Consider the following 24,599-nt stretch of genomic DNA (forward strand, 5'->3'; position numbering starts at 1 on the left):
TGCGTTCGGACAAGATCTCGATCGGGGAAAGTGGCTGCCGGTCGGCTCGCGCATGCGGCAGGATCTACGAATGGAGAGCACCACCCGCCCCCGCGATCTCAGCCTGCTGCCCAAGGCCCATCTGCATCTGCACTTCACCGGTTCGATGCGGCCCACGACGCTGCTCGAACTCGCCGACAAGTACGGCGTACATCTCCCCGACGCGCTGACCAGCGGCGAACCGCCCAAGCTGCGCGCGACCGACGAACGCGGCTGGTTCCGCTTCCAGCGGCTCTACGACATCGCGCGGTCCTGTCTGCGGAACCCCGAGGACATCCAGCGGCTGGTGCGCGAGGCGGCCGAGGAAGACGTACGGGACGGCTCGGGCTGGCTGGAGATCCAGGTCGACCCCACCTCGTACGCCCCCCATCTCGGCGGACTGATCCCGGCCCTGGAAGTCATCCTGGACGCCGTGGACACCGCGTCCAGGGAGACCGGTCTGGGGATGCGGGTGCTGGTCGCGGCGAACCGGGTGAAGCATCCGCTGGAGGCCAGGACGCTGGCCCGGCTCGCCGTGCGGTACGCGGACCGCGGTGTCGTCGGCTTCGGACTCTCCAACGACGAGCGACGCGGGATGGCCAGGGACTTCGACCGGGCCTTCGCGATCGCCAGGGACGGGGGGCTGCTGGCCGCGCCGCACGGCGGTGAGCTGACCGGGCCCGCGTCCGTACGGGACTGTCTGGACGATCTGCGGGCTGCCCGTATCGGGCACGGCGTCCGCGCGGCGGAGGACCCGCAGCTGCTGCGCAAGCTCGCGGAGCGCGGGGTGACCTGCGAGGTCTGCCCGTCCTCGAATGTCGCGCTGGGCGTGTACGAGAAGCCGGAGGACGTCCCGCTGCGAACCCTGTTCGACGCCGGGGTCCCGATGGCGCTGGGCGCGGACGACCCGCTGCTCTTCGGCTCCCGGCTGGCGGCGCAGTACGAACTGGCCCGGCGGCACCAAGGCTTCAGCGACACCGAACTGGCCGAGCTGGCACGGCAGTCGGTGCGGGGCTCGGCGGCGCCGCGGGAGGTACAGGAGAAGCTGCTGACGGGCATCGACGGCTGGCTGGCCGGCTGACGCTCCCCTGTCTCCGCCCGGACGGGCCCTAGAGACTGACGCCGACCGTCACCGGCTCGTTGACCAGCGTGATCCCGAACGCCTCCTGGACCCCCGCCACCACCTCGCGGGCGAGTACGAGCAGATCCTCGGTGGTCGCCGCGCCCCGGTTGGTGAGGGCGAGGGTGTGCTTGGTGGAGATCCGGGCCGGACCCGTGCCGTACCCCTTGGTGAAACCGGCCCGGTCGATCAGCCAGGCCGCGGAGGTCTTCGTACACCCCTGCCCGTCCGGGAATCCGGGCGGCGTCACCCCGTCGCCGAGGCGGGCCCGTACGCGCGCGACGAACTCCGCGTACTGGCGGTCGGTCAGGATCGGGTTGGTGAAGAAGGAGCCGGCCGACCACGTGTCGTGGTCCTCGGGGTCGAGCACCATGCCCTTGCCCGCGCGCAGCTTGAGGACGGTGTCCCGCGCGGTCTCCACCGGAACGCGGTCGCCGGGTTCGACACCGAGGACGCGCGCCGTCTCGGCGTACTTGAGCGGGGTGGAGAGCCCCCGCGCGTCCTCCAGGGCGAAGCGGACCCGCAGGACGACCCAGCGCTCGGGGTGCCGCTTGAACCGGCTGTGGCGGTACGAGAAGCCGCAGTCGGCGTTGGTGAGGGTGACCGTCCGCCCGGTGGAGCGGTCGTAGGCGACGACCTCGGTGAGGGTGCTCGACACCTCCTGGCCGTACGCGCCGACGTTCTGGATCGGCGTGGCACCGGCCGAGCCGGGGATCCCCGCGAGGCATTCGATGCCGGCCAGGCCCGCTTCGACGGTACGGGCGACGGCGTCGGTCCAGATCTCCCCGGCGGCCAGTTCCAGCGTGGTGCCGTCGAGCGAGAAGCCCTTGGTCGCGATGCGCAGGGCGGTGCCGTCGAAGCCGTTGTCCCCGATGATCAGATTGCTGCCGCCGCCGACGATCAGCAGCGGTGTACCGGCGGCGTCCGCCTCGCGCACGGTGGCGGTCACTTCGTCGTCGGTGACCGCCGTGACCAGGCGGGTCGCCGGGCCGCCGAGGCGGAAGGTGGTCAGTGGGGCGAGGGGGGCGTCGTGGAGTTCCTGCACGGGACAAGAGTACGGGCCACTGAAATCGCGGCCCGCGATTTCAGTGGCCCGGCATCAGACGGACACGGGCTCGCGCTCCGCCGCCTTCCCCTTGGTCATGTCGGCCCGCTGGGCGCCGCGCCCGGGTATGAGCAGGGCCGTCAGCGCGCCGAGAGCCACCAGCCCCGCGCCGATCCAGAGGGCCGGCACGGTGCCGTCCGTGAAGGTGTCGGGCGTACGGTAGCCGCCCTGCGCGGCGAAGACCGCTCCGAGGACGGCCACACCGAGCGCTCCGCCGACCTCGCGCAGGGCGTTGTTCGTACCGGAGGCGATGCCCTGTTCCGCCGGGCGGACGGTGGACATGACCAGACTGGCGGCGGGCGCGAAGTACAGCCCCATACCGACGCCGCTGATGATCAGCGCGGGCAGCTGCGCCGCGTACGACATGTCCGGCGCGAGGACCAGCGCGAACAGCCCCAGCCCGAGCGCTTGGAGCGCGAGGCCCACGACCACGACGGGCCGGCCGCCGATGCGGTCGGTGAGCACCCCGGCGATCGGCGCGACGAGCAGCGGCATCGCGGTCCACGGGAGCATCCTCAGCCCCGCCTGGGTGGGCGAGTAGCCGAGAACCCCCTGGAGGAACTGGCTGAGCAGGAAGATCGAGCCGAACATGCCGAGGAACATCAGGAGGCTGGCGCCGTTGACGCCGGCGAAGCCGCGGTTCTTGAACAGCCGCATGGGCAGCATCGCGCCCGGGGCGCGCAGTCCGTGCAGAACGAAGGCGATGAGCAGCGCGCCGCCGGCTGTCAGGCCCAGCAGGACGGGGAAGCTGGTCCAGCCGTCGGCGTTGGCCGTGACCAGGGCGTGGACGATGCCGAAGAGGCCGGTACTGACGAGGAGGGTGCCGGGGATGTCGAGGCGGGCGTTCGGCGCGTGCGACTCCTGGAGGCGCAGCCGGGCGAGGGGCAGCAGAGCGAGGCCGATCGGTACGTTCAGCCAGAAGATCCACTGCCAGGAGAGGTGTTCGGTGAGGCTGCCGCCGACGAGCGGACCGCTGGCGACGGCGAGACCGGTGACCGCGCCGAAGATGCCGAGGGCGGCTCCTCGCCGTTCGGCGGGAACGGCGGCGGTGAGCAGGGTGAGCGTGAGCGGCATCATGATCGCCGCACCGACGCCCTGGACGGCGCGTGCGGCGATGAGCGCGTCGATGCCGGGCGAGAGCGCGGCGGCGGCCGAGGCGCCGGTGAAGATCGCGAGGCCGGCCAGGAAGAGCCGGCGACGGCCGTACCGGTCTCCCAGGGCCGCTCCGAACATGAGGAGCACCGCGAAGGTGAGCGTGTAGGCGTTGACGGTCCATTCCAGGTCCTCCAGCGCGCCGCCGAGATCTGCGCGGATGGAGGGCAGTGCGGTGGTGACGACGAGGTTGTCCAGGGCCGCCATGAAGCTGGCGACACCGGTGATGACCAGGGTCCAGATGGCTCGGGACCCGCCGGCCGTTGGCTGACTCATTCTTCTCCCCCTGATGGGCACTTATTAGTTATGGATGACTAACTTCGCTGGACAGCCTTCGAGGCGATACGAGGACGCCGCCTCACCGAGGCGCCACGCTCCCCCGTCGGCCTCAGCCCTCGGACGGTCGCTTCGACTCGACGAAGCCGGACCAGACGCGATGGCCGGACGGGAAGCCCAGCGAGACAAGGGTGTTGATCAGCATTCCGTACGCCAGAAACGTCGTGGTCCCGGCCACGTCCGCCCCGAGCGCCAGATGGACCGTCTCCCAGAGCTCCTGCCAGCCGGCCCGTACCGCGTCGCCGAACTCGTGGTCGCCCGCGGCCTCGGCGGTCGCCACCGCGACATACATCTGCATCTGCATCAGCAGCTTCTCCGGATCGTCGGCGATCAGCTGCTGATAGGCGGCGCCCATGGCCTCCAGGGCCTCTTCACCCTCCAGCCCTTCGGACGCCTTCGTGAAGACGCGCATGGTGTCCAGCAGACAGCGTTCCGCGGCGGCGAGGAATATGGCCTGCTTGTTCGGGAAGAGGCGGAAGAGATACGGCTGCGAGACACCGACCCGTTGGGCGATCGCCTCCGTGGAGGTGCCGTGATAGCCACCCCGCGCGAACTCCGACACCGCCGCGCGGACCACGCTCTCGCGCCGCTCTTCTTTGCTCATCCTGACCACATGAGAAAGTTATTGGTCACTCACTACCCATGTCAAGCGTAAGGGGCGCCCGTCCATGGCGGGCACCCCTTACTCGTCGATCCCTCAGGTTCTCGTCGAACCCTCAGGCTCTCGTCGATCGCTCGCTCAGGCGAGCCGGACGACGGCGCGGGACATCCCCAGCACCTTCTGCCCCGCGCTCATCGCCGTCAGATCCACCCGGACCTTGTTGTCGTCCAGCTTGGCCGCGACCTTCGCACTGACCTCGATCAGCGCGCCCTGGTCGTCATTGGGCACCACGACCGGCTTCGTGAAGCGCACGCCGTACTCGACGACCGCGCCCGGGTCACCCACCCAGTCGGTCACCACCTGGATCGCCTCGGCCATGGTGAACATGCCGTGCGCGATGACGTCAGGGAGGCCGACCTCCTTGGCGAACTTCTCGTTCCAGTGGATCGGGTTGAAGTCCCCGGAGGCACCCGCGTACCGCACCAGCGTCGCGCGGGTGAGGGGGAAGCCGCGGGACGGCAGCTCCGTACCGATCTCGACCTCGTCGTAACCGATCTTCGCGGTCATCGGCCTCACGCCCCCTCGGCGGCGCGCGCCACCAGCTTGGTCCACGCGGTCACGACATGCTCGCCGGCCTCGTCGCGCACTTCACCACGTACATCGATGATGTCGTTCCCCGCCAGAGACTTGATCGCCTCGATGGTCGAGGTGACGCTCAGCCGGTCGCCCGCCCGCACGGGACGTGTGTACGCGAACTTCTGGTCGCCGTGCACGACACGGCTGTAGTCCAGACCCAGCTGCGGATCGGCGATGACCTCACCCGCGGCCTTGAAGGTGATCGCGAACACGAAGGTCGGCGGAGCGATCACATCGCAGTGCCCGAGGGCCTTGGCGGCCTCCAGATCGGTGTACGCCGGGTTGGGATCGCCCACCGCCTCGGCGAACTCGCGGATCTTCTCCCGGCCGACCTCGTACGGCGCGGTGGGCGGATAGCTCCGCCCCACGAAGGACTGATCGAGCGCCACTGACTCGCTCCCTCCTGATGTAGATGACCACAAGCCTGACGCAGACCTGAAGACCTGACGCAGACAAGCCTGATGTAGACAAGAGAAACGACACGAGGCCGTCCCCAACCGGGGACGGCCTCGTAGACGAGCCTGATTCAGCGCGTTTCGCGGTGCGCGGTGTGCGAGTTGCAGCGCGGGCAGTGCTTCTTCATCTCAAGACGGTCCGGGTTGTTACGCCGGTTCTTCTTGGTGATGTAGTTCCGCTCCTTGCACTCCACGCAGGCCAGCGTGATCTTCGGGCGGACGTCGGTGGCAGCCACGTGAGTGCTCCTTGGACGGACAACGGATGAACAGATGAACGCAGAAAAGAGTAGCCGATCGAAGGACCGACCCCACAATCGGCTACTTTGTGTAGCGGTGACCGGACTTGAACCGGTGACACAGCGATTATGAGCCGCTTGCTCTACCGACTGAGCTACACCGCTTCGATGTTGGATCTCCTCGCCCGAAGGCGAGGATCACCGAACATCTGAGCCCCAATACGGAATCGAACCGTAGACCTTCTCCTTACCATGGAGACGCTCTACCGACTGAGCTATTGGGGCGAGCGATGAAGACATTACACGGTCGGTTGCCGATCGCCCAAATCCGTTTTCCCGCCCCACGCCCCACGCGTCCCATGGTGTCCCGTACGCCACTGGTGGGCTCGTCGGTACGACTGTCGCGCCCTTCCTCGAAGGCCGACTGAGGCGCCCCTAGGCTCGACTCACGCTGCGTGATCCCGCACGCCGGAGCCCGACCGGAAAGCCCTCACCAGGAGCGCGATGCCCGACAGCCAGCCGCAGCCGTCCGACGGAGCCCTGCCCGACACCACCGCGCTCGTCCTGTACGGCGCCCGTCTCACCGACGGCCGCACCGTGGACGTACGGCTCAGCTCGGGCCGGATCGAGGCCGTGGGCACGGCGGGCAGTCTCGCCGCGCACGGCACGCGGGTGGATCTGGCCGGCTATCTGCTGCTCCCCGCTCCCGCCGAGCCGCACGCCCACAGTGACACCGCCCTCACCGCGCTCACCCCCGACGGACCGGGCTCCTGCTCCCCCGAGGACGTGCAGCGCCGCGCCACCGAAGCCACCCTGCTGCAACTCGGGCACGGCGCGACCGCACTGCGCTCGCACGTACGGATCGGGGGCGCGCAGGAGCTGGGCCGGATGGAGGCGGTGCTCCAGGCCCGGCGTTCGCTGCGCGGTCTCGCCGATCTGACCGCCGTCGCCGTACCGCGGCTGCTGACCGGCCTCGCGGGCGCCGACGGGCTCGCCATGCTGCGGGACGCGGTGAAGATGGGCGCGGGTGTGGTGGGCGGCTGCCCCGACCTGGACCCGGATCCGGCCGGGTACGCGGAAGCGGTGCTGGGGATCGCGGCCGAGCACGGCTGTCCCGTCGATCTGCATACGGACGGTAACGATCCGGTCCGGCTCGCGCAGCTCGCCGCGATGGCGGGCGGCCTGCGGCCCGGGGTGGCGCTCGGGCCGTGCGCGGGGCTGGCCAGGCTGCCGGCCGAGACGGCGGCCCTGGCGGCGGACCAGCTGGCGGCGGCCGGCGTGACGGTGGTCTGTCTGCCGCAGGGCGGCTGCGGGGGCGTGGAAGGCGCGGACATGGAACGGGTGGGCGCGGACCGGCGCGGCGGCGCGCGGGACCGGCGCGGTACGGAGCCGCCCGGCGCGGACTCCTGGGGGTACGGGCTGCCGGGCGCCGAGCGCGGCGTCGCCCCCGTACGGCTGCTGCGGGCGGCCGGTGTGCGGATCGCGGCGGGCAGTGGGGCGCTGCGGGACGTATCGAATCCGGTGGGGCGCGGCGATCCGCTGGAGGCGGCGTATCTGCTGGCTTCGCAGGGCGGAATGCGGGCGGCGGACGCGTACGACGCGGTGAGCGGGGTGGCGCGGGCGGCGATGGGGCTGCCCGAGGTACGGATCGAGGCGGGCTTTCCCGCGGAGTTGCTGGCCGTGCGAGGGGAGCGGATCGAGGGCGCGCTGTCCCTCGCGTACAGCAGGATCGTCATCCACCGCGGACGGGTGGTGGCGCGGACGAGCGCTGTACGGGAGTACTGCGACTCGGCGGCGGCGGTCGCGCTCGAACTGCCCCGGCAGGGACGGTCCGTCCTGGGTAACCCCGGCCCCTGAGCGGGATGCCGGATCAGCGGCGAACGGTCCACGGACGTACGGTCATAGGCATGCGAATCGTGATCGCCGGAGGACATGGTCAGATCGCGCTGCGGCTGGAGCGACTGCTCGCCGCGCGCGGACACGAGGTCGCGGGCATCATCCGCGCCCGAGGGCAGGCGGAGGATCTGCGCGAAGCCGGTGCCGAACCGGTCGTACTGGACCTGGAGTCGGCCTCGATCGAGGAGGTGGCCGAAGTACTGAAGGGCGCGGACGCCGCGGTCTTCGCCGCGGGCGCGGGCGGCGGGAGCGGAGCGGCCCGCAAGGAGACGGTGGACAAGGGCGCGGCGGTCCTCTTCGCGGATGCCGCTGAGCGCGCGGGCGTACGCCGTCACCTCGTCGTCTCGTCCGTGGGCGCGGACCCTGACCATCCGGGCGACGAGGTCTTCGACGCGTATCTGCGGGCCAAGGGCGCGGCGGACGCGTACGTACGGTCCCGGTCCGGGCTCGACTGGACGATCCTGCGGCCGGGGACGCTGACGAACGACCCGGGGACGGGGCTCGTGCGGCTCACGGAGTCGACGGTACGGGGGTCGGTCCCGCGTGACGACGTGGCGGCGGTGCTGGCCGAGCTGGTGGAGACCCCGGGGACCGCGGGTCTGACCCTGGGTCTGATCGGCGGGACGGTCCCGGTGGCGGAGGCGACGGAGGTCGCGGCGGGCGGACGATGAGTTCCGGGCCCGGCGACGGTCCTTGCACTCATGAATGAGGACATGAGTGCAAGGACATGAGCGAGGACATGACCGGGGACATGAGCGACGACGGTGTGCGTAAGGACGTGCAGAGGGGTGTTGGTGGAGTCGTGGGAGCGGAAAAGGACCGGAGCGGGTCCGTGAGCCTGCCGAAGATCGTCCGCCGGGGCGAGCAGCCGTACGTGGCCATCGGAAAATCTGTCCGGATGGACGAATTCCCGACGCTCGCCGACCGGCTGCCCGGGCTCATCGGCTGGGTGCTCGACCAGGGACTCGAACTGGCGGGGGCGCCGTTCTTCCGCTACCGCACCATCGACATGGACGCCGAGTCGGAGGTGGAGGCCGGCGTCCCGCTGGTGTCGGCGCCGGAGCCGGAGGGTGAGATCCGCGTCGGGACACTGCCCGCCGGCCATTACGCGACGGTCACTCACCTCGGCCATCCCGACGGCCTGTTGGAGGTGGCCAGAGGGCTGCGGGAGTGGGCGGAGCACGAGGGGCTGGAGTGGGACATGACCGTGGTCGACGGGGTGGAGCACTGGGGCTCCCGACTGGAGACGTACAAGACCGACCCACGGGTGGAACCGGACCCGGCCAACTGGGAGACGGAGCTGGCGTTCCGCCTCGCGGATCTGGCCCCGGGCAGGTAGCGGGACGTTGTCCGGCCGGCCGGCGGGAGCGCCGGCTCCGGTCGGCGGGAGCGCCGGCTCCGGTCGACCGGACATGAGAATGCCCCCGGGAGAGGGATCCCCGGACACGAGGAGGGCTCCGAGGACACGAGAAAGGCCCTGAGGACACGAGAAAGGCCCCTGATCCACGTCTCCGTGAAGCAGGGGCCGTCTCTATCGCGTGGCGGCGCCAGGATTCGAACCTGGGTAGGCTAAGCCGACGGATTTACAGTCCGCTCCCATTGGCCACTCGGGCACACCGCCATGGGATGTCGCTGCCGGGTGGAGAGGCCGCTTTGGGCGGTGCTCCGTGGCAACGACGTAAACGATACCCGATGCCCGGGGGTGCTCTGCCACCGGTTTGATCAGCACTTCGGGCGGGCGTGGGTGACTAGGCTTTACGGCAGCGGCCGGCGCTGTCCGGTCGCGCAGCGAGCATGCGATGAGCACCCGAAAAGCACCGATACAAGGAGCCACAGGACATGGCCGACTCCAGTTTCGACATCGTCTCGAAGGTCGAGCGGCAGGAGATCGACAACGCTCTCAACCAGGCCTCGAAGGAGATCGCGCAGCGTTACGACTTCAAGAACGTCGGCGCCTCGATCGGCTGGTCCGGCGAGAAGATCCTCATGCAGGCGAACTCGGAGGAGCGGGTCAACGCGATCCTCGACGTCTTCCAGTCCAAGCTGATCAAGCGCGGGATCTCGCTCAAGGCGCTGGACGCGGGCGAGCCCCAGCTGTCCGGCAAGGAGTACAAGATCTTCGCTTCGATCGAGGAAGGCATCTCCCAGGACAACGCCAAGAAGGTCGCGAAGATCATCCGCGATGAGGGTCCCAAGGGCGTCAAGGCGCAGGTGCAGGGCGACGAGCTGCGGGTCAGCTCGAAGAGCCGTGACGATCTACAGACCGTGATCTCCCTGCTGAAGGGGCAGGACTTCGACTTCGCGCTCCAGTTCGTGAACTACCGGTGACGCGGGACCGACCGGTGAGCTGGGCGGCACGGGGCGAGAGTTCCGTGTCCGCCCCGGCCGTCACCGGTCGGGCGTGATGTCCGAATCCCGCCAGCTTCCGCGGATCGGACGGCGGAGACTCGTTACTCGGAGCGGCTGAACGCGACCACGGAACGCGGCTCGTGGACAGCCGAACACTCCGCGAGGAGAGGAACGAGCGATGACCGGGACCATGTACACGACGATCGACAGCCCGCTGGGCGAACTGCTGCTCGTGGGCGAGAAGTCCGCCACCGCGAAGGGCGGCGTCGCGCTCGCCTCGCTCTCCGTGCCGGGGCAGAAGGGCGCGGCCGTCGTCCAGGACGGATGGGTCCGCGCGCCGGAGGCGTTCGAGGAGATCGCCGGGCAGCTCAGGGCGTACTTCGAGGGGACGCTGACGCGGTTCCTGATCGAGTACGCGGACAGCGGTACGGACTTCCAGCGGCGGGTCTGGCAGGCGGTGGACGCGATTCCGTACGGCGAGACCGTGACGTACGGGCAGATCGCCGGGCAGGTCGGCGCCGCCGGAGCCGGGGTGCGGGCCGTGGGGACCGCGATCGGACGGAATCCGCTGCTTGTCGTACGGCCGTGTCATCGGGTGATCGGCGCGGACGGGGCGCTGCGCGGGTACGCGGGCGGTATGGACCGTAAGGAGCGGCTCCTCGGCCTGGAGGGCGCGCTGGTGCGATGAGCGGGGAACTGTTCCCGAGGCCGCGAGCCGTCGTCGCGCCCGGCGCCGTGCACGTTCCCTCCTGGCTGTCCGAGGAGGGGCAGCGGGAGCTGGTGGACGCCTGCCGGGGCTGGGCGCGGGGGCCGGTTCCGATCCGGCACACGGTGCTGCCGAGCGGCGGTGTGATGTCCGTACAGACAGTCTGCGTGGGCTGGCACTGGCAGCCGTACGCGTATACCCGTACGGCCTGCGATGTGAATGGCGCGCGGGTCGCGGAGTTCCCGGACTGGCTTGTCGCGTTGGGGCGCGAGGCGGTGGTCGAGGCGTACGGCGATCCGGCGGCCGGTGCGGCGTACACCCCGGACACGGCGCTGATCAACTTCTACGAGGGCGGCGCGAAGATGGGGATGCACCAGGACAAGGACGAGAAGTCGGCGGCGCCGGTGGTGTCGCTGAGCATCGGCGACCGCTGTGTTTTCCGCTTCGGCAATACGGAGGGCCGGGGGCGGCCGTACACGGATGTCGAACTGTCCTCCGGGGACCTCTTCGTCTTCGGGGGACCTTCGCGGTACGCGTACCACGGGGTGCCCAAGGTCTATCCGGATACGGCGGACCCGGCCACGGGCCTGGGCAGCGGGCGGTTGAACATCACCCTGCGCGAGACCGGTCTCGTGTAGTCGGCCTTTAGTCGGCCTTGCGAAGCCGGCTTGCGTGCCCAGGGTCGGCGGTCGTGGGGTCAGCGGGGCCACGGCTCAGCGGAGCGGCGGCTCAGCACGGCGGCGGCTCAGCGGGCGCGGGAGTGGCCGAAAATCAGCCGGTAGAGAACGAGCAGCACAAGAGCGCCGCCGATCGCCGATATCCAGGTCGCCCCGTCGTAGAACTCGTTACTGATGGGGTGATCGAGCCAACGGGCCGAGATCCAGCCGCCTATGAAGGCTCCCGCGATACCGATGAGGGTCGTACCGATCAGTCCGCCCGGGTCCCGGCCGGGGAGTAGAATCTTGGCGGCGGCTCCGGCGAGAAGTCCTAGAACGATCCAGCTGATGACACCCATGCCATGAACCTGCCTTTCGTACGGTCTTGTCCTGGAGGACGCCGTACGGGCGGGTGGCGGTTGCACCTGGAGGCGTGACTGTCGGACGTTCACGGCCCATGCGAAGGGAACGGTCAGCGGGCCGCGAACGGCTGGTCGGTGGGGACGATCTCCTTGCCGAGTGGCGCCAGCGAGATGGGAATCAGCTTGAAGTTGGCCAGGCCCAGCGGGATCCCGATGATCGTGACGCACAGGGCGATACCCGTGAGGATGTGGCCGAGGGTGAGCCACCAGCCCGCGAGAACCAGCCACAGCACATTGCCGACGCACGAGGGCGCCCCCGCGTCGCGGCGGTCGACCGCCATATAGCCGAAGGGCCACAGGGCGTAGAACCCGATACGGAACGCGGCCACCCCGAAAGGGATGCCGATGATCGTGATACAGAGCAGCGCGCCTGCCAGCAGATAGCCGAGGCACATCCAGAAGCCGCACAGAACGAGCCATATGACGTTCAGGATTGTTTTCATGGGCGGCGACCTGCCATCTGTTCCAGTCGGGCGATGCGCTCCGCCATCGGCGGGTGCGTGGAGAACAGCTTCGAGACTCCGTCCCCGGGGCGGAAGGGGTTCGCGATCATCATGTGGCTCGCGGTCTCGATACGCGGCTCGGGAGGCAACGGGAGCTGTTTCGTCCCCGCGTCCAGTTTACGCAGCGCACTCGCCAGAGCGAGGGGGTCGCCGGTGATCTGGGCGCCCGAGGCATCGGCTTCGTACTCCCGCGAGCGGCTCACCGCGAGCTGGATGACCGAGGCCGCGAGGGGGCCCAGAATCATGATCAGCAGCATGCCGAAGATACCGGGGCCGTCATCGTCGTCGGACCGGCCGAAGGGGATCAGCCAGGCGAAGTTCACCAGGAACATCACCACGGAGGCGAGGGCTCCGGCGACGGAGGAGATCAGGATGTCCCGGTTGTAGACATGGCTCAGCTCATGGCCGAGGACTCCGCGCAGCTCCCGCTCGTCCAGGATCTGGAGGATGCCTTCCGTACAGCAGACGGCGGCATTGCGCGGGTTGCGGCCAGTGGCGAACGCGTTGGGGGCCTGTGTGGGCGAGATGTAGAGCCGTGGCATGGGCTGGCGGGCGGCGGTCGAGAGCTCACGGACGATGCGGTAGAGCTGCGGCGCCTCGAATTCGCTGACGGGACGCGCGCGCATGGCGCGAAGGGACAGCTTGTCGCTGTTCCAGTAGGCGTACGCGTTCGTGCCGATCGCCACGACAAGCGCGACGATCAGGCCCGTACTGCCGAAGAAACTGCCGATCGCGATGATGAGTGCGGACAGTCCCCCGAGGAGTACGGCGGTCCTGAGCCCGTTGTGCCGGCGGTGCACGGTACGCCCTCCAAGTGGTGCGGCAGGGGAACCCTTTGCTGGTGCTGCTCCACTCTTCAGTGGACCCTTCCGTACTGGTCAACGCCAGGCGGGCGGCGCGGGTTCCCTTGTGCCGCCGGACAGGGGCGTACGCCGTCCGGGTGGCGCGATGGTGGTGGTAGCGCGGGCCGGCGGTGTGCGGGGCCGGTACGGGCTCGCGTACGGGCTCTTGGCTACACGGATGCTAGAAGAGGCCGGTACCGGCGAAGCGCAGTACGAGCTGGGGCGCCACGGAGAGGGCGACACCGGCTGCGGCCGTGAGCGCGATGGCGACGGTAACGGCCGTGGGGGGCCGGCCGATGGCCACCTCGTCGCCTCCGGATTCCGAAGCCCCGCCTCCGGAACCCGAAGCCGCGCTCCCGGCCTCTGGCTCGGCCTTTGCCTCCGGCGCGCGGAAGAGGAGCGCCGTCCACCGGAGGTAGTAGTACAGCCCGATCACCACATTGGCGGCCATGACAACGGCCAGCCAGCCGAGGCCCGCGTCGACGGCCGCCGAGAAGACCGTGACCTTGGCGAACAGGCCGATGATGCCCGGCGGCAGTCCGGCCAGGCAGAGCAGGAAGAAGCCCATGGCGAGGGCGACGAGGGGCCGCCGCGCGTAGAGACCCTGGTAGTCGGAGAGGCGGTTCAGCGGCTTCGTACGGGCCACCAGCACGACGACCGCGAAAGCGCCCAGGTTCACGACGGCGTACATCAGGGCGTACGCGACGGTCGATCCGATCCGGTCGCCGCCCGCGTACGCCGCGGCGGCGATCGGCACCAGGAGATAGCCCGCCTGGGCCACGGACGACCAGGCCAGCAGCCGTACCGCGCTCCGCGCGCGGGTGGCCGACTGGCGCAGTGCCGCGGCATTGCCGAGGGTCATGGTGAGCGCGGCGAGGACCGCGAGTACCGGGCCCCAGACCTCGCGGTACGAGGGGAACGCGATGACGGTCACCAGAATGAGGCCGGAGAAGCCGACCGCCTTCCCGACGACGGAGAGGTACGCGGCGATGGGCAGGGGCGCGCCCACATAGGTGTCGGGCACCCAGAAGTGGAACGGGGCGGCGGCCGTCTTGAAGGCGAAACCGACGAGCGTCAGGGCCACGCCCGCCTTGGCGAGGGTGTCCAGCTGACCGGGGACGTGCCCCAGCTCCGCGGCGATCCGGGTGAGGTGGAGGGTGCCGGTCGCGGCGTACACGAAGCTGACGCCCAGCAGCATCACGGCGGTCGCGGTCACCGACGAGAGGAAGAACTTCAGCGCGGCCTCGGAGGAGAGCCGGTCGCCGCGCCGCAGTCCGACGAGCGCGAAGGCGGGCAACGACGCCACTTCGAGGGCGACGACGAGAGTGGCGAGATCACGCGAGGCGGGCAGCAGGGCGGCGCCGGCCGCCGAGGCGAGCAGCAGGAACCAGTACTCCCCCACGGGGAGTTTTCCGCTGTCGTGGAGCGAGATCAGCGCGGTGAGCAGTGCCCCGCCGAGGACCAGTAGCTGGATGACGAGCGCGAAGTGGTCGGCGGTGTAGCCGCAGACGCCGGCGTCGTTGGTGAGGCAGAACGTCGAGCGGTCGCCCGCGCGCAGCGGGAGCAGGCTGAGGAGCGCGGCGAGCAGACCGGCGATCGCTATACCGCCGAGGAGCGGCTTGCGATGCTCCGGTACGAAGAGATCGGCGACCAGCACGATCAGGGCGACGACCGCTGTGATGGTGGGGGGCGCGATCGCGAGCCAGTCGATCGACTGGACGAGGCTGGCGGCGCCGACGGCGCTCTCGGCGGCCACGGTCACGACTTGCCTCCTGCGAGGAGCTTCTGCACGACGGGGTCGGTGAGGCCGAGCAGAACGGCGGGCCAGAGTCCGGCGATGACGGTGAGGGCGACGAGCGGGGTCCAGGCGGCGAACTCGTAGGTCCGCACGTCGGTGAAGCGCGCCGCCGACGCCGCCGCCGGTCCTTCCGGCAGGGCTTCCGCCGGTCCTCCCCGCGGGCCTTCCTGCGGGGCTTCCTGCGAGCCTTCCTGCGGGCCTGCCTGGGGGTGCGCGCCCATGCAGACGCGGCGCACGACGATCAGCAGATACGCGGCGGTGAGCAGCGTGCCGAAGCCCGCGATCACCATGAAGGTGAGGAAGGCGGGGCGGCTCAGCCCTTCCGCCGGGTTGAAGGCCCCGAACATCGCGAGCATCTCGCCCCAGAATCCGGCGAGGCCGGGCAGGCCGAGGGAGGCGACGGCCGCGAAGGCGAGCAGCCCGCCGAGGCGCGGGGCGCGACCGTAGAGCGCCGCGCCGGTGGCTCCGGCGAGGGTGTCGAGGTCGGCGCTGCCGTACCGCTCCTTGACCGCTCCGACCAGGAAGAACAGCAGGCCGGTGATGAGGCCGTGGGCGATGTTGGCGAACAGCGCGCCGTTGACGCCGGTGGGGGTCATGGTCGCGATGCCGAGCAGGACGAAGCCCATGTGGCCGACGGAGGAGTACGCGATCAGCCGTTTGAGGTCGCCCCCGGCGCCCTGTTTGGCCAGCGCGAGACAGGCCAGGGAGCCGTAGATGATGCCGACGACCGCGAAGGCCGCGAGATACGGCGCGAAGGTCCGCATGCCGTCGGGGGCGATGGGCAGAATGATCCGGACGAAGCCGTACGTACCCATCTTGAGCAGTACGCCGGCGAGGAGCACCGAACCGACGGTCGGGGCGGCGGTGTGGGCGTCGGGCAGCCAGCTGTGCAGCGGCCACATCGGGGTCTTGACCGCGAGGCCGATACCGATCGCCAGAACGGCGATGAGCTGCACGGATGTGCTGAGCCCACGGCCGTTGTCAGTGGCGAGTGCCACCATGTCGAATGTGCCCGCGTTGAGCCCGATCAGCAGCAGGCCGAGCAGCATGACCACGGAGCCGAGCAGCGTGTAGAGGATGAACTTCCAGGCGGCGGCCTGCCTGCCGCCGGTGACGCCTTCCGAGCCGCCCCAGCGGGCGATGAGGAAGTACATCGGGATCAGCACCATCTCGAAGGCCAGGAAGAAGAGCACAAGGTCGAGAACGGCGAAGGTCGCGAGCGTGCCGGACTCCAGCACGAGCAGCAGGGCGACGAATCCCTTGGGCGAGGGGCCCTTGGGCGGCTGGTAGTAGCTGTAGAGCGCGCAGAGGAAGGTCAGCAGCGCGGTCAGGACCAGAAGGGGGAGGGAAATGCCGTCGATGCCGAGGTGGATCCGGACGTCCAGCGCCGCGATCCAGCTGATGTCCGTCGTGGCCTGCGTCTTTGACGGCTGGTCATGGTCGAAGCCGAGGGCCAGGACGATCACGGCGACGAGGATCGCGCCGGTCACGGTCACGCCGTGGCGCAGCACGGCCTGGTCGGGGCTCTTGCCCCGCAGTCCGGGCGGGGCCGGGAGGAGCGCCGCGACGGCCCCGATGAGCGGCCCGACGACGATCAACGCGAGAAGGAACTGCATCACGGATTCACTGATATCGATCACGGCTCACGCTCCGGCGGCGACGAGTACGGCGGCGATCGCCAGGACGACGGAGCCGGCCAGCAGGGCACCGAGGTAGGTCTGCACGTTTCCGGTCTGGGCACGGCGTACGGCGGCGCCGAGCCAGCCGGTGCCGGTGCCCGCGCCGCGTACGTATGTGTCGACGACCTCGCGGTCGAGGAAGCGGACCAGCTGGGCGGCCGCCAGGACGGGGCGTACGAACAGCCGGTGGTAGACGGCGTCGAGATGGAAGCCGGCCGCCGCGTGGCGGTGGAGCGGCCCCAGCAGGAGGCGGGCGGGGTCCGCGGGGTCGGGGGCGCCCGCGATGGAGCCGTACACCCGGGTGTGGATCTCGATGGCTTCCCTCTCCGCGAGGGCGGGCTCCGTGTCGGGGTGGGGGACGACGGCCCCGATCGGGGTGCGGGCCGCCAGCGCCGAGGTGTGTCGCCAGCAGCCGTAGGTGACCAGACCGCCGACGAGCGCGACGCCCGTGCCCAGGACGGAGGTGGTGAGGTTCGGGGCGAGGCTCTTGCCGTCGAACCAGCCGGGGAGGAGACCGACGGCCAGGCCGAGGGCGATGGTGGGAATGGCCAGCACCCACAGGACGGCGTTCATGGAGACGGGCTGCTTGCCGTAGTCGGGGACCTCGGAGCCCCGGCCGCGGAAGGTCAGCAGCCAGAGGCGGGCCGCGTAGGCGGCGGTGAGGAGGGCGGTGAGCAGTCCGGCGAGCAGTACGGTCCAGCCGGCCGCTCCGGGGGCGGCGGCGCCGGATTCACCGAAAGCCGTGTGCTCGGCGGCGACGAGGACGGATTCCTTGGAGAAGAAACCGGCGAAGGGAGGGATCGCGGCGAGCGCGAGCAGGGCGACGGTCACCGTCCAGTAGGCGTCCGGGATGCGCTGGGAGAGGCCCCGCATCCGGGACATGGCGGCCAGAGAGTTGGTGCCGGCGGCATGGATGATCACGCCCGCACCGAGGAAGAGGAGCGCCTTGAACGCGCCGTGCGCGATCAGATGGAAGACGGCGGCGCCACGGTCGCCCACGGCCAGGGCGCCCGACATATAGCCGAGTTGGCCGATGGTCGAGTAGGCGAGGACGCGTTTGATGTCGTCCTGCGCGAGGGCGGCGAGCGCCGAGCCGACCATCGTGATCGCGGCCATCACGGCGAGCACCATCAGAGCGGCCGCGGAAGCGGCGAAGACAGGAAGGAGCCGGGCCACGAAGTAGATACCGGCGGCGACCATCGTCGCCGCGTGGATCAGCGCGGAGACGGGTGTGGGGCCCGCCATCGCGTCGGGCAGCCAGGTGTGCAGCGGGAACTGCGCGGACTTGCCGGCCACACCCGCGAGCAGCAGCAGCGCGATCAGGGTGGGGTGGTCGAGGCCACCGTCGGCGACGGTCTTCAGCACGCCCGTGATACGGAACGTCCCGGCATCGGAGGCGAGCGCGAACAGCCCGATCAGGAAGGGGACATCACCGAGCTTGGTGACCAGGAAGGCCTTGAGGGAGGCCGCGCGCGCCTCGGGCGTCTCCCAGTAGTGGCCGACGAGGAAGTACGAGCAGATGCCCATGATCTCCCAGCCGACCAGCAGCACCATCAGATCGCCCGAGTAGACGACGAGGAGCATCGCGGAGGTGAAGAGCGAGACCAGAGCCGCGTACGAGGGGTAGCGCGCGTCGCCGCGCAGATAGCCCGTCGAGTAGATCTGCACGCAGGACGCGACGACGCCGACGAGGACGGCGACCAGAGCCGCGAAGCCGTCGATGTGCAGGGCGAGGTCGATGGGGACCGAGCCGGTGGGGGTGAGCTGGGTCGCGGCGTCCAGCGGCGGCGTCCCGTTGCCGTCGCCGCCGCCCTGGCGTACGGCCACGGCGATGGCGAACCCCGCCGCGGCCAGGGTCGGCAGGATGGCCAGCGGTCGTACGAACCCGGGTGAGACGCGGCCGAGCGACAGCCCGGCGACGGCGCCCAGGAAGGGCAGGAGGGGGACGAGAACGGCGAGGGTCGTGGTGGTCACGCGGTGGCCTCAGCCTTCTGCGCCGGGGCGGCGTCGGTCGCTTCCGGTCCGGTGCCCTCCGGGGCCTCGGGGCCCCCGGGGCCTTCCGCGGTGTCGCGGAGCCTGTCGATGTCCGAGGTGCCGCGGTTTCGGTAGACCATCAGGACGATCGCCAGGCCGATGCCGATCTCCGCGGCGGCGATGGCGATGACGAAGAGGGTGAGCGCCTGGCCGGCGTGCAGGGTGTCGCGGAGCCAGACGTCGAAGGCGACCAGATTGAGGTTGACGGCGTTGAGCATCAGCTCGACGGACATCAGGACGAGGATCGCGTTGCGCCGCGCGAGCACTCCGTACAGCCCGGTGCAGAACAGCAGGGCCGCGAGCACGGCGGGATAGGCGAGATGCATCAGCGCTTCTCCTTGCCGCTACGGCCGTTATCGGTGTCGTCGGCGCCACGGCTGTTCCGGGCGGCGGTCGCGCGCTTACGGGAGAGGACGATCGCGCCGACGAGTGCGGCCAGCAGGAGCACGGAGAGCGCCTCGAAGGGCAGCACCCAGTTGCGGAACAGGAAGTGGCCGGTCACCTCCGTGGAGCCCTGGGCCGGCCCGTCCAGGTCGATCCAGGTCGTACGGAACGCGTCGACGACCACCCAGACCAGGGACACGGCCGCGACGACGGCCACCGCGAGGGCGACGGGACGGTTGCCCGAATCGGCGTCCGGGGAGCGGCCGATGGGCGCCTTGGTGAGCATCAGTCCGAAGAGAAGGAGGACCACCACGGAACCGAGATAGATCAGGACCTGCACCCAGGCGATGAACTCCGCCGTGAGCAGCAGATATTCGACGGCAAGGCCGCCGAGGGTGACGACCAGCCAGAGAGCCGCGTGGACCAGCTGTTTGGTCGTGACGGTGACGAGGGCCGCGCCGAAGGTGACCAGACCGACGAGGAGGAAGGCGATCTCGACACCGCTCGGCGACAGAAAGCCGTGCGCTGCGGGGGTCACTCGCCCGCCTCCTGTTCCCGCTCCCGTTGCGCCGCCGTCGCGAGTTTCTCGACGGTCTTGCGGGCGGCGCCGAGCTCCTTCGGCTCCTCGGCCGCGGGGTCGAGAGCAGGCGGCGCTGGCACCGTCCACATCCACTCGCGGAGCTTGTCCCGCTCGTGGGTGAGTTCGCGGATGTCCGTCTCCGAGTACTCGAACTCCGGCGACCAGAAGAGAGCGTCGAATGGACAGACCTCGATGCAGATACCGCAGTACATGCAGAGTGCGAAGTCGATGGCGAACCGGTCGAGGACATTACGGCTGCGTTCGCGCCCTCCGGGGACGGCGGCCGGGACCGTCTCCTTGTGGGAGTCGATATAGATGCACCAGTCGGGGCACTCACGGGCGCAGAGCATGCAGACCGTGCAGTTCTCCTCGAACAGTCCGATCACGCCACGGGTGCGGGGCGGGAGTTCGGGCTGTGCTTCGGGGTACTGATGGGTGACGGTCTTCCTGGTCATCGTCCGCAGGGTGACGGCCAGGCCCTTGGCCAGACCGGAGCCGGGAAACGAGGGGGCCACTAGTTGATCGCCACCTTCACGATGCCGGTGAGCGCGATCTGCGCGAGAGCGAGCGGGATGAGAACGGTCCAGGCGAGCTTCTGCAACTGGTCCTCACGCAGCCGCGGATAGCTCACCCGCAGCCAGATGATGACGAACGCGAGCACGGCCGTCTTCAGGAGCGTCCAGACCCAGCCGAGTCCGTCGTCCCCGAGCGGGCCGTGCCAGCCGCCGAGGAAAAGCACCGTGGTCAGTCCGCACAGGACGACGATGCCCGCGTACTCGGCGAGCAGGAAGAGCGCGAAGCGCAGGCCCGTGTATTCGGTGTAGGCGCCGAAGATGATCTCGGAGTCGGCGACCGGCATGTCGAAGGGCGGGCGCTGGAGTTCCGCGAGACCGGCGACGAAGAAGACCAGGGCGCCGACGATCTGCCAGGGCAGCCACCACCACTCGAAGGCGTTGAGGATGCCGGGGAGGGAGACGGTGCCGGCCGCCATCGCGACGGAGGCGGCGGCGAGCAGCATCGGCAGCTCGTAGGCGAGCAGTTGCGCGGCGGTGCGCAGACCGCCGAGAAGGGAGAACTTGTTGGCCGAGGCCCAGCCCGCCATGAGCGAGCCGAGCACCCCGACGCCCATCACGGCGAGCACGAAGAAGATTCCGGCGTCGACGACCTGGCCGACCGCGCCCTCGCTCGGACCGATGGGGATCGCGACCAGCACGAGGAGATACGGAAGAAGGGCGACGGCCGGGGCGAGCTGGAAGATACGGCGGTCGGCGTTGGCCGGGACCACATCCTCCTTCTGCGCGAACTTCACCCCGTCCGCGACGAGCTGGGCCCAGCCGTGGAAGCCGCCCGCGTGCATGGGGCCGAGACGGCCTTGCATATGGGCCATCACCTTGTGCTCGGTCTGACCGACGACGAGGGGAACGACCAGGAACACGGCGAAGACGACGATGAGCCGGAGGGCGACGTCGAGTACGTCGTTCACGCGTCTCCTTCGGGGCGGCGGTCGCTCTCGGGGCCCTCGCTCTGGGTGCTCTCGGGCTCGGGAGCTTGGGGCTTGGGGCCCTCGGTCTCGGGGTTTTCCGGCTCGGGGCCCTGGGACTTGAGGCTTTCCGGGTTGTTTTGGTCTTCCGGCCTGGGGGCTTCCGGCTTGGGGGCTTCTGGCTTGGGGGCTTCTGGCTTCGGGCTTTCGCTCTCCGGGCTCTCGGCCGGAGGGGGTTTGCGCCACGGCGCGTCCGGGGTCGTGCCCTGCGGCTGCTGGCTCGCCGAGCCCTGCGTGACGCTGCGCGCGCGGCGCACCGGGCGGTCGCCCGCCGCGGCACCGGCACCCGCGCCACCGGCGCCCGCGGCGCGTGCCCCGCGGGCGGGTCGGGTCGGGGCCGGGGGGAGCTGGCCCTTGAGGGGGCCCCACTCGTTCGGGTCGGGCACACCGGGCGGAAGCATCTGGCGCCGCTTGGGGCCGCCGTGCTCGGACTCCCCCGGCTCCTTCGCACCCGGCCATGCCTTGACGACCCGGGCCGCCAGGACGAAGTCCTTGCGCAGCGGGTACCCCTCGAACTCCTCGGGGAGAAGCAGGGGAACGAGATGGGGATGGCCGGAGAAGGAGACGCCGAACATCTCGTGCGTCTCGCGCTCGTGCCAGCCCGCGCCCGCGTAGACGCCGATGGCCGTGGGCAGGACGGCCGCGTCGTGCGGGACGGTCGTACGGACCAGCAGTCGGCGGACCGTACCGCCCTCCAGGGCGACGACATGGGCGCAGACGCGGAAGCCTGTGCCCGGCTCGTCGACCGCGCTCAGCCAGTCGAAGTAGGTGCAGCCCAGCTGGTCGCGGGCGGTTTCGAGAGCGGGGATCCAGGACTCGGCGGGGACATCGACCGTCAGCAGGTCATATGTCCGCTCGGCCGTGGCCCCCTCGCCGAAGATCTCGGCGGCGGCGTCCGGCAGCCGGTCGTATGCGTTCACGAGGCGCTCTCCCCCGGCGTCGGCGGCGGCGGTGGCGGCGTGACCAGTCCGCTGCGCAGTGCGGCGGCCGAGGGCCGGCCGGCCGAGGCGTAGCGCTCGCCGAGCGATTCCCGGGCGATCTTCTCCTGGAGCTTCAGGATGCCCTGGAGCAGCGCCTCGGGGCGGGGCGGGCAGCCCGGCACGTAGACGTCGACCGGGATGATCTGGTCGACGCCCTTCGTCACGGAGTAGGAGTCCCAGTACGGGCCACCGCAGTTGGAGCAGGCGCCGAAGGAGATCACGTACTTGGGCTCGGGCATCTGCTCGTACAGCCGCTTCACGGCGGGTGCCATCTTGTCCGTGACGGTGCCGGAGACGACCATCAGGTCGGCCTGGCGCGGTCCCGGGGCGAAGGGGATCACTCCGAGCCGGATGAAGTCGTGCCGGGACATGGAGGCGGCGATGAACTCGATGGCGCAGCAGGCGAGTCCGAAGTTGAAGACCCAGAGGCTGTAGCGGCGGCCCCAGTTGAGGATCACTTTCATGGGCTGCGGGGCCAGCCGGGAGAGCACACCGAGCCGTTTTCCGCTTCCGCTCGCCTCTCCGGTTCCGCTCGCGTCTGCGGTTCCGTTTTCTATCCCGATCCCGATCCCGGTTCCGGTTGCGGCGGGACCGTCGGCGGACACGGTCGGGAGGAATTCAGGAGCGGGAGTGGGGGTCACGTCCATTCCAGGACGCCCTTCTTCCATGCGTAGAGCAGTCCCACGGCCAGGAAGCCGAGGAAGACGAACATCTCGACCAGCGTCGTGGCGCCGTATCCGGGGGCCGCGAAGACGGTCGCCCAGGGGAAGAGAAAGATCGAGTCGACCGCGAAGATCACGTAGAGGAACGCGTACACGTAGTAGCGGACCTGGGTGTGTGCCCAGCCCTCGCCCACGGGGTCCACTCCACATTCATAGGTGAGCAGTTTCTCCGGCGTCGGCACCACCGGCCGCAGCAGCCGGCCCGCCCCGAAGGCGACGGCGACGAACAGCACGCCGACGACCGCGAGCAGTCCGACCACCGAATAGCTCTGGAAGTAGTCCGACGCGAGAACGGTCGGTTGCGACACGTCCGCCCCTCGCTCCCTGACCTCGTAGCGGCTTCTTCGACGATCTGTACGGACGGGAGTCTAGGCCCTGTTAAAGGCTTGGTAAGCAGCCGCGTCCCGCTTAGTGGGGTTATCCCTACTTCAGCCGACCCAGCTACCCCATGGCGCGCGCCATCCGCTCCGTGCAGGCTTGGTCTCTATGACCGTGAGCAGCAGCCTCCCCGACGATGACCGTCCGCCACCCGTGCGTTTCGCTTTCGACCGGCACACCTGGAAGGAGATCGCGCATCTCCTGGTGAACCTTCCGGCTTCCCTGGTCGGTTTCGTCTATGTGGTGTTCACGGTCTCCACCGGTGCGGGGCTTTCGGTGACCGTGATCGGGCTGCCGTGGCTGGTCTGCGGGCTCGCGGGGGCGCGGCTGCTCGGCCGGGCGGAGCGGGCGCGGGCACGGGCGCTGCTCGGGGTACGGATCGACGAGCCGAGCCCGCTGCATGGCCCCGGACGGCGACCCGACGGGCTGCTCGGCCGGATATGGGCCGGGCTGAAGGATCCGGTGGCCTGGCGGACCGTGCTGTACGAGTTCATCCGGCTGCCTTGGGGCGTGCTGACGTTCGGCGTCACGCTGGCCGGTCTCTTCGTGTTCTGGCCGGTCCTCCCCTACGTGGCGCGCGGGCTCGCCAATGTCGACCGGGCGATGGTGCGGGCGCTCCTCTCGCCCTCCGACGAGCTGGAGCGGCGCATCGCGGAGCTGGAGTCGGACCGTGGCGTGGTGGTCGACACCGCCGCCGCCGATCTGCGCCGTATCGAGCGCGATCTGCACGACGGCGCGCAGGCGAGGCTGGTGGCCCTGGCCATGGGGCTCGGCCTCGCCAAGGAGAAGCTGCTGGAGGATCCGGAGACGGCGGCGAGCATGGTGGACGAGGCCCATGGCGAGGTGAAGCTGGCGTTGCAGGAGCTGCGGGATCTGGCGCGCGGCATCCACCCGGCCGTCCTCACCGACCGCGGGCTGGACGCGGCGCTCTCCTCCGTCGCCTCTCGCTGCACGGTCCCGGTGAAGGTGACCGTGGATCTGGACGAGCGGCCGGCCGAGGCGATCGAGGGCATCGCGTATTTCACGGTCTCCGAGCTGCTGCAGAACGTGAGCAAGCACAGCGAGGCGCGGATGGCGGCGGTGGATGTGTGGCGGCGGGACGACCGGCTGCTGATCCAGGTGCAGGACGATGGGCGCGGCGGCGCGCGGCTGGACGGTGGTACGGGCATGTCCGGGCTGTCCGAGCGGCTCGACGCGGTCGACGGTCTGTTCGTCCTCGAATCCCCGGCTGGTGGGCCCACGATCGTCACGGCGGAGCTGCCGTGGCGGCGGCGCGGTAAGGGCTGAGCGCGGCTTCGGGCCCCGCCCGGCGTGCCCCCGGGCGGGGCCCGACCACACCCCGGGCGGGGCCCGACCACACCTCGGGGGTGGGGAAAACCCCAGGGGAAAGACGGAGACCGGCCTCATGGTGCGGGCGCTCCGGCCCCGGGAGCATGGAGGACATGGAGACACGCAGCCCGCTCTCCCCCAG

Annotated in this window: 27 protein-coding genes and 3 tRNA genes; 8 read left to right on the forward strand and 22 right to left on the reverse strand. The window is 70.0% G+C overall.

Annotated elements, in window-relative coordinates; genetic code table 11:
* Positions 1-52 precede the first annotated feature (52 nt).
* Positions 53-1,099, forward strand: a complete 1,047-nt coding sequence (locus ABTZ59_RS15570) for an adenosine deaminase (RefSeq protein ID WP_351396553.1) — start codon at positions 53-55, stop codon at positions 1,097-1,099.
* Between the two features lie 28 nt (positions 1,100-1,127).
* Here ABTZ59_RS15570 and ABTZ59_RS15575 read toward each other — a convergent pair whose 3' ends face one another.
* From ABTZ59_RS15575 to ABTZ59_RS15610, 8 genes are all read right to left on the reverse strand, one after another.
* Positions 1,128-2,183 (reverse strand): UDP-N-acetylmuramate dehydrogenase, encoded by a 1,056-nt coding sequence (locus ABTZ59_RS15575; protein ID WP_351396556.1) that lies wholly within the window; start codon positions 2,181-2,183, stop codon positions 1,128-1,130.
* Between the two features lie 54 nt (positions 2,184-2,237).
* A complete protein-coding gene (locus ABTZ59_RS15580) occupies positions 2,238-3,671 on the reverse strand; it encodes an MFS transporter (protein WP_351396560.1) in 1,434 nt (477 codons plus the stop codon).
* Positions 3,672-3,783: 112 nt separating this feature from the next.
* Positions 3,784-4,335, reverse strand: coding sequence for a TetR/AcrR family transcriptional regulator (locus tag ABTZ59_RS15585; protein WP_351396563.1), 552 nt, complete (start codon positions 4,333-4,335; stop codon positions 3,784-3,786).
* A 135-nt stretch (positions 4,336-4,470) separates the two neighbouring features.
* Positions 4,471-4,899: a MaoC family dehydratase gene (locus ABTZ59_RS15590; protein ID WP_249948352.1), complete on the reverse strand. Its 429-nt coding sequence runs from the start codon at positions 4,897-4,899 to the stop codon at positions 4,471-4,473.
* A gap of 5 nt (positions 4,900-4,904) precedes the next feature.
* On the reverse strand, positions 4,905-5,357 hold the full coding sequence (locus ABTZ59_RS15595; RefSeq protein WP_249948353.1) for an FAS1-like dehydratase domain-containing protein: 453 nt from the start codon (positions 5,355-5,357) through the stop codon (positions 4,905-4,907).
* Positions 5,358-5,494: 137 nt separating this feature from the next.
* On the reverse strand, positions 5,495-5,659 hold the full coding sequence (gene rpmG, locus ABTZ59_RS15600) for a 50S ribosomal protein L33 (protein ID WP_003956487.1): 165 nt from the start codon (positions 5,657-5,659) through the stop codon (positions 5,495-5,497).
* A 92-nt stretch (positions 5,660-5,751) separates the two neighbouring features.
* Positions 5,752-5,824: transfer RNA gene (locus ABTZ59_RS15605), tRNA-Met, on the reverse strand.
* A 47-nt stretch (positions 5,825-5,871) separates the two neighbouring features.
* Positions 5,872-5,944: transfer RNA gene (locus tag ABTZ59_RS15610), tRNA-Thr, on the reverse strand.
* 219 nt (positions 5,945-6,163) lie between these two features.
* Between ABTZ59_RS15610 and ABTZ59_RS15615 the strand changes: the two genes are divergently transcribed.
* The 3 genes from ABTZ59_RS15615 to ABTZ59_RS15625 all read left to right on the forward strand — a co-directional run bounded on the left by ABTZ59_RS15615 (position 6,164) and on the right by ABTZ59_RS15625 (position 8,894).
* Positions 6,164-7,516 (forward strand): amidohydrolase family protein, encoded by a 1,353-nt coding sequence (locus ABTZ59_RS15615; protein WP_351396568.1) that lies wholly within the window; start codon positions 6,164-6,166, stop codon positions 7,514-7,516.
* A 50-nt stretch (positions 7,517-7,566) separates the two neighbouring features.
* Positions 7,567-8,226, forward strand: a complete 660-nt coding sequence (locus ABTZ59_RS15620; protein ID WP_351396571.1) for an SDR family oxidoreductase — start codon at positions 7,567-7,569, stop codon at positions 8,224-8,226.
* A gap of 161 nt (positions 8,227-8,387) precedes the next feature.
* Positions 8,388-8,894 carry a GyrI-like domain-containing protein gene (locus ABTZ59_RS15625; protein WP_351396574.1) on the forward strand — a complete coding sequence of 169 codons (507 nt, stop codon included), beginning with the start codon at positions 8,388-8,390 and terminating at the stop codon, positions 8,892-8,894.
* A 200-nt stretch (positions 8,895-9,094) separates the two neighbouring features.
* On the opposite strand, the gene ABTZ59_RS15630 is transcribed toward ABTZ59_RS15625, so the two are convergent.
* Positions 9,095-9,176 (reverse strand) — tRNA-Tyr (locus ABTZ59_RS15630).
* A 218-nt stretch (positions 9,177-9,394) separates the two neighbouring features.
* Here ABTZ59_RS15630 and ABTZ59_RS15635 point away from each other — a divergent pair.
* The 3 genes from ABTZ59_RS15635 to ABTZ59_RS15645 all read left to right on the forward strand — a co-directional run bounded on the left by ABTZ59_RS15635 (position 9,395) and on the right by ABTZ59_RS15645 (position 11,248).
* Positions 9,395-9,883: a YajQ family cyclic di-GMP-binding protein gene (locus ABTZ59_RS15635; protein WP_249948357.1), complete on the forward strand. Its 489-nt coding sequence runs from the start codon at positions 9,395-9,397 to the stop codon at positions 9,881-9,883.
* A 199-nt stretch (positions 9,884-10,082) separates the two neighbouring features.
* Complete coding sequence (locus tag ABTZ59_RS15640) at positions 10,083-10,592, forward strand: methylated-DNA--[protein]-cysteine S-methyltransferase (RefSeq protein ID WP_351396577.1); 510 nt, start codon at positions 10,083-10,085, stop codon at positions 10,590-10,592.
* Positions 10,589-11,248, forward strand: a complete 660-nt coding sequence (locus tag ABTZ59_RS15645) for an alpha-ketoglutarate-dependent dioxygenase AlkB family protein (protein ID WP_351396580.1) — start codon at positions 10,589-10,591, stop codon at positions 11,246-11,248. Before ABTZ59_RS15640 ends, ABTZ59_RS15645 begins: the two co-directional genes overlap by 4 nt.
* Positions 11,249-11,355: 107 nt before the next feature.
* Here ABTZ59_RS15645 and ABTZ59_RS15650 read toward each other — a convergent pair whose 3' ends face one another.
* The 13 genes from ABTZ59_RS15650 to ABTZ59_RS15710 form a co-directional block, all read right to left on the reverse strand.
* On the reverse strand, positions 11,356-11,625 hold the full coding sequence (locus ABTZ59_RS15650) for a GlsB/YeaQ/YmgE family stress response membrane protein (protein ID WP_249948360.1): 270 nt from the start codon (positions 11,623-11,625) through the stop codon (positions 11,356-11,358).
* A gap of 113 nt (positions 11,626-11,738) precedes the next feature.
* A complete protein-coding gene (locus ABTZ59_RS15655; RefSeq protein ID WP_249948361.1) occupies positions 11,739-12,131 on the reverse strand; it encodes a YccF domain-containing protein in 393 nt (130 codons plus the stop codon).
* Positions 12,128-12,991, reverse strand: coding sequence for a zinc metalloprotease HtpX (htpX, locus tag ABTZ59_RS15660; RefSeq protein ID WP_030351401.1), 864 nt, complete (start codon positions 12,989-12,991; stop codon positions 12,128-12,130). Before htpX ends, ABTZ59_RS15655 begins: the two co-directional genes overlap by 4 nt.
* 223 nt (positions 12,992-13,214) lie before the next feature.
* The gene (locus ABTZ59_RS15665) at positions 13,215-14,795 is read right to left on the reverse strand and encodes an NADH-quinone oxidoreductase subunit N (protein ID WP_351396585.1); all 1,581 of its coding nucleotides are present in this window, start codon (positions 14,793-14,795) and stop codon (positions 13,215-13,217) included.
* Positions 14,792-16,447 carry a complex I subunit 4 family protein gene (locus tag ABTZ59_RS15670; RefSeq protein ID WP_351396723.1) on the reverse strand — a complete coding sequence of 552 codons (1,656 nt, stop codon included), beginning with the start codon at positions 16,445-16,447 and terminating at the stop codon, positions 14,792-14,794. The genes ABTZ59_RS15665 and ABTZ59_RS15670 overlap by 4 nt, the downstream gene beginning before the upstream one ends.
* Positions 16,448-16,474: 27 nt before the next feature.
* Positions 16,475-18,484, reverse strand: a complete 2,010-nt coding sequence (locus ABTZ59_RS15675; RefSeq protein WP_351396587.1) for an NADH-quinone oxidoreductase subunit 5 family protein — start codon at positions 18,482-18,484, stop codon at positions 16,475-16,477.
* Entirely contained in the window at positions 18,481-18,870 is a 390-nt protein-coding gene (gene nuoK / locus ABTZ59_RS15680; RefSeq protein WP_249948364.1) for an NADH-quinone oxidoreductase subunit NuoK, read from the reverse strand. Before nuoK ends, ABTZ59_RS15675 begins: the two co-directional genes overlap by 4 nt.
* Positions 18,870-19,466 carry an NADH-quinone oxidoreductase subunit J family protein gene (locus tag ABTZ59_RS15685; RefSeq protein WP_351396590.1) on the reverse strand — a complete coding sequence of 199 codons (597 nt, stop codon included), beginning with the start codon at positions 19,464-19,466 and terminating at the stop codon, positions 18,870-18,872. The genes nuoK and ABTZ59_RS15685 overlap by 1 nt, the downstream gene beginning before the upstream one ends.
* Entirely contained in the window at positions 19,463-20,023 is a 561-nt protein-coding gene (locus ABTZ59_RS15690; RefSeq protein WP_351396594.1) for a NuoI/complex I 23 kDa subunit family protein, read from the reverse strand. Before ABTZ59_RS15690 ends, ABTZ59_RS15685 begins: the two co-directional genes overlap by 4 nt.
* The gene (locus ABTZ59_RS15695) at positions 20,023-20,991 is read right to left on the reverse strand and encodes a complex I subunit 1/NuoH family protein (RefSeq protein ID WP_249948367.1); all 969 of its coding nucleotides are present in this window, start codon (positions 20,989-20,991) and stop codon (positions 20,023-20,025) included. The genes ABTZ59_RS15690 and ABTZ59_RS15695 overlap by 1 nt, the downstream gene beginning before the upstream one ends.
* Positions 20,988-21,968, reverse strand: coding sequence for an NADH-quinone oxidoreductase subunit C (locus ABTZ59_RS15700; protein WP_351396597.1), 981 nt, complete (start codon positions 21,966-21,968; stop codon positions 20,988-20,990). The genes ABTZ59_RS15695 and ABTZ59_RS15700 overlap by 4 nt, the downstream gene beginning before the upstream one ends.
* Positions 21,965-22,675, reverse strand: coding sequence for an NADH-quinone oxidoreductase subunit B (locus ABTZ59_RS15705; RefSeq protein ID WP_351396600.1), 711 nt, complete (start codon positions 22,673-22,675; stop codon positions 21,965-21,967). Before ABTZ59_RS15705 ends, ABTZ59_RS15700 begins: the two co-directional genes overlap by 4 nt.
* Positions 22,666-23,058, reverse strand: a complete 393-nt coding sequence (locus ABTZ59_RS15710) for an NADH-quinone oxidoreductase subunit A (RefSeq protein WP_351396602.1) — start codon at positions 23,056-23,058, stop codon at positions 22,666-22,668. The genes ABTZ59_RS15705 and ABTZ59_RS15710 overlap by 10 nt, the downstream gene beginning before the upstream one ends.
* Before the next feature lie 178 nt (positions 23,059-23,236).
* Here ABTZ59_RS15710 and ABTZ59_RS15715 point away from each other — a divergent pair, with 178 nt between their 5' ends.
* A complete protein-coding gene (locus ABTZ59_RS15715) occupies positions 23,237-24,415 on the forward strand; it encodes a sensor histidine kinase (protein WP_351396605.1) in 1,179 nt (392 codons plus the stop codon).
* Positions 24,416-24,599: the final 184 nt, after the last annotated feature.

Source organism: Streptomyces sp. NPDC094034, from assembly GCF_040303865.1.
In the GTDB taxonomy this organism is placed as follows: Bacteria; Actinomycetota; Actinomycetes; order Streptomycetales; family Streptomycetaceae; genus Streptomyces.

Coding starts and splice junctions, on each gene's coding strand:
- ABTZ59_RS15585 (WP_351396563.1), bottom strand. CDS start 4,335: ATGAGCAAAGAAGAGCGGCGCGAGAGCGTGGTCCGCGCGGCGGTGTCG.
- ABTZ59_RS15640 (WP_351396577.1), top strand. CDS start 10,083: ATGACCGGGACCATGTACACGACGATCGACAGCCCGCTGGGCGAACTG.
- ABTZ59_RS15645 (WP_351396580.1), top strand. CDS start 10,589: ATGAGCGGGGAACTGTTCCCGAGGCCGCGAGCCGTCGTCGCGCCCGGC.
- ABTZ59_RS15615 (WP_351396568.1), top strand. CDS start 6,164: ATGCCCGACAGCCAGCCGCAGCCGTCCGACGGAGCCCTGCCCGACACC.
- nuoK (WP_249948364.1), bottom strand. CDS start 18,870: ATGCATCTCGCCTATCCCGCCGTGCTCGCGGCCCTGCTGTTCTGCACC.
- ABTZ59_RS15715 (WP_351396605.1), top strand. CDS start 23,237: ATGACCGTGAGCAGCAGCCTCCCCGACGATGACCGTCCGCCACCCGTG.
- ABTZ59_RS15580 (WP_351396560.1), bottom strand. CDS start 3,671: ATGAGTCAGCCAACGGCCGGCGGGTCCCGAGCCATCTGGACCCTGGTC.
- ABTZ59_RS15635 (WP_249948357.1), top strand. CDS start 9,395: ATGGCCGACTCCAGTTTCGACATCGTCTCGAAGGTCGAGCGGCAGGAG.
- ABTZ59_RS15570 (WP_351396553.1), top strand. CDS start 53: ATGCGGCAGGATCTACGAATGGAGAGCACCACCCGCCCCCGCGATCTC.
- ABTZ59_RS15705 (WP_351396600.1), bottom strand. CDS start 22,675: ATGGACGTGACCCCCACTCCCGCTCCTGAATTCCTCCCGACCGTGTCC.
- ABTZ59_RS15590 (WP_249948352.1), bottom strand. CDS start 4,899: ATGACCGCGAAGATCGGTTACGACGAGGTCGAGATCGGTACGGAGCTG.
- ABTZ59_RS15670 (WP_351396723.1), bottom strand. CDS start 16,447: ATGCAGTTCCTTCTCGCGTTGATCGTCGTCGGGCCGCTCATCGGGGCC.
- ABTZ59_RS15620 (WP_351396571.1), top strand. CDS start 7,567: ATGCGAATCGTGATCGCCGGAGGACATGGTCAGATCGCGCTGCGGCTG.
- ABTZ59_RS15655 (WP_249948361.1), bottom strand. CDS start 12,131: ATGAAAACAATCCTGAACGTCATATGGCTCGTTCTGTGCGGCTTCTGG.
- ABTZ59_RS15650 (WP_249948360.1), bottom strand. CDS start 11,625: ATGGGTGTCATCAGCTGGATCGTTCTAGGACTTCTCGCCGGAGCCGCC.